The 2,359-nt window shown below is 57.0% G+C and carries 2 protein-coding genes; both read right to left on the reverse strand.

Annotated elements, in window-relative coordinates:
• The coding region (locus IRZ24_RS19465) for an SAM-dependent methyltransferase (RefSeq protein ID WP_297168187.1) at nt 1-770 on the reverse strand (770 nt) is incomplete at its 3' end.
• Between the two features lie 12 nt (nt 771-782).
• Entirely contained in the window at nt 783-2,117 is a 1,335-nt protein-coding gene (locus tag IRZ24_RS19470) for an FAD-binding oxidoreductase (protein WP_297168184.1), read from the reverse strand.
• Nucleotides 2,118-2,359: the final 242 nt, after the last annotated feature.

The raw sequence follows: 2,359 nt of genomic DNA on the forward strand, positions 1-2,359 counted from the left end.
ATCCCGCTCAGAGCTGGCGCCAGTGCGGCCGGATCGACTGCTACAACGTGTAGACCAGCCTGCAGCAGAAGACGCGTCCATCCACCGGGCGCAGCCCCCAGGTCAAGGGCCTCACCATCGCTTGGCAGCGTCAGATGAAAGACTTCTAGCGCCTCCAGCAGTTTCATTTCTGAGCGACTGATTTGCTCAGGCAAGCGAGCAAAATGCCGCTCACCACCTGGCCAGGAACTAAGATTCTCCTCCGCCAGCGAGATCCCCACAAAACCCCGCTCTGCGGTCAAGGCCAGCGACAGAACAATCTGCGGTTTACGGATGGATTCGATCGCCCCCGTTTCTTCACTGATCACCTTGGCTAGCTTCTGATTGAGCTGACCACTGGTATAAGCCAGTGGACGAGCCGGCTGCTGTGCTTGTGAAGGCACCAGGCGCGCCTGAACTGCAAAATACTGTCCTGGTCCGAGCCAGGCAAACTCAGGCAAAGCAGCCAGAGAGAGTGCGAGGCGAGCGCAATCTTCTTCGATAGCTCCACTCAGCTCAACTATCGCCTGTGCAGGAGCCAGGTGGCGTACAAAAATGGGCGTCTTCTCCATTGCCTGGCGCAATAATTCTCTAAGCCTGGGGACAGCACACAGCGCAATTCCCGGCGCCAGCTCCTCTGCCACCGTCAACTCGCGGCAGAGGGACTGCATTTCAATCACGGCAGGCTGCAGAAACTCTGGCTGAGCAGTAATAATCACATATTCAGTATCAGAAACCCCATAAGCCAGCATCTTCACAGACGACTAGAGACCTCCCACAAAACGACCCTTGACAAAAACTCCGTCTGGATCAAGATGCTGCTTAAGTCGCTGCATGAGCGCGAAATCGGACCCAACCGGCCCCCAAACATCGATCTGGCGTTTGAGGGCCGTTGGACCACGTTCTATAACCAGGCTCCCCTTTCCTTCCTGGGCCTGCTGTCGCAAGAGCCTGAGCGCCTCTAGCAGCTCACTGCTCACCTCTGTAGGGCGCAGTTCGAGATAAACGATACCGCTACCGGCATGGGCCACAGCGGCCACCTCCAGGTTTAAGCGCCGACAGAGCTGCTCAGCAAACTGCAGATAGGCAGCGATCGCTGTAATCAGCATCGTTGCCTTACAAGTCAGCTCACCGCTTGTCTGCAAACGCACAGCCTCCCAAAAAGCCTCCTGCTCTGCTCCCTGCAGATCTTCCACCATTAAAGCCCCATACTGACGGGCCAGTGAACGCGTCTCGTCGATTTGGCGATGGATAGCGCTGAGGCTCCCCTCAAAATCAAAAGCCAGAGTATAGCCGTTAGCTGGCAGCGAGAGCCCCGCGCGGGTTGCAATTGCCCTGGCAGCATCTCCATTCAGCAACTCGATTGCTGTAGGAGTCAAGACCGAGCCAAGAATTGCCCCCACCAAGCGCATCGCATCGATCACGGCGGGAAAAGTCAGCAACAGCGTGCGCTCAGCAGCGGGCAGAGGATGAAGCTTAAAATTGGCCTCAACAATGATGGCCAATGTGCCCAGCGAACCGATATAGAGCTTATTCAAATCATAACCCGCCACATTTTTCACCACTCGGCCCCCGCTCCGAGTGATTTCGCCATCGGGCTGAATCGTACGCAAGCCGATCACGAGATCGCGAGCGGTCCCGTAACGAAAGCGACGAGGCCCACTGGCATTGGTGGCCAAAATCCCGCCAATGGTGGCTTGCTCTGCATGCGGGGGGTCCAGCGCCAGGCGTTGCCCACGGGCGGCTAATTGGCTCTGAAGGGCTGCCAGCGTTATGCCGGCTTCAGTCTGGCAGGTCAGATCCGCTGCCTCATGCTCCAGCAATCGCGACAGGCGAGTAAGCTCAATCACCGCATCGAGACTTATGGGAATGCCTCCAAGACCCAGATGGGTCCCCCCGCCACGTGCCAAAAGACTCACCTGATACTGGTGGGCCAGAGCCACCACACGCGCCGCCTCCTCTATGCTTGAAGGGATAATGACAGCGCGAGGTTGCAATTCATCAACCGCATAGCGCTGCAGTACTGCGGAATCAAGCAAAACCGCGCTTGCTGGCACCTGCTCATGAAGGACGGCGATAAAGCTGGCGAAGTCACCCATCAGGTTCTGCTCCTCCAGAATAGAAGGTAGGTAAAAAATGGAATTAGGCCTACGGCAGCGGGACTACCGGTCGGCTGGTCTGTAAAAGGCCCAGAGCCTATGACCAGGTGGCGGCAGGCAGGGCAGGACAGGCTTGTTGGCTCCTCCTGTGGCCATCGCCGATATTATAGCATAATTACTGTTCATATCTCTTCTCTTATTCTCAGCGATTACGCTTGGTCTGGAGCGAGGCCAGCCCAGCC

It is taken from the genome of Thermogemmatispora sp. (genome assembly GCF_019683755.1).
GTDB lineage: Bacteria > Chloroflexota > Ktedonobacteria > Ktedonobacterales > Ktedonobacteraceae > Thermogemmatispora.

Bases quoted from the DNA above. Each gene is read 5' to 3' on its own strand.
- IRZ24_RS19470 (WP_297168184.1), bottom strand. From the start codon at position 2,117: ATGGGTGACTTCGCCAGCTTTATCGCCGTCCTTCATGAGCAGGTGCCA.